At 53.0% G+C, this 574-nt stretch carries 1 protein-coding gene; it reads left to right on the top strand.

Annotated elements, in window-relative coordinates; genetic code table 11:
- On the top strand, positions 1-574 hold a 574-nt coding region (locus tag TY09_RS17525; RefSeq protein WP_042437087.1), incomplete at both ends, for a calcium:proton exchanger.

A 574-nucleotide genomic window follows, 5' to 3' on the forward strand; every position in this document is an offset into this window, starting at 1 on the left:
AACGCGGTAAAGGAATTCAGTCTTGCGCTGGCGATCGTCATGCTTGTGCTGTACATATTGGGGCTGATTTTCTCTTTGATTACGCATAGGGATATCTTTTTGGAGGATGCTGACGACGGTGAGGAAGAGGAAGAACCGGAATGGTCATTGAAAAAGGGCGTCGTCATTATGGCCGCGGCGGCGGTAGCCGTGGCTGTGATGAGTGAAATCCTGGTCAGTACCGTGGAAGGTGCCGCAGAGCAGTTCGGTCTGGGGGAAGCGTTCATCGGCATTATCCTGATCCCCATTCTGGGAAACGTGGCAGAGCATGCTTCCGCGTGCCTTATGGCGATCAAGGGAAAGATCAACATCAGCATCGAGATCGCGGTTGGTTCCAGCATGCAGATTGCGTTGTTCGTGACGCCGCTCATGGTCATCTGGAGCGCAATGCTCGGGAATACGATGGAATATGTCTATACCTCGATGGAGCTGCTCGGGATTGTTATCAGCGTCATCCTCACCGCCACAGTGTTTATGGATCATAAGGTCAACTGGCTGGAGGGCGCAGAGCTCATGGTCGCCTATATTGTCCTGG

It is taken from the genome of Faecalispora jeddahensis (assembly GCF_000577335.1).
Taxonomy (GTDB): domain Bacteria; phylum Bacillota; class Clostridia; order Oscillospirales; family Acutalibacteraceae; genus Faecalispora; species Faecalispora jeddahensis.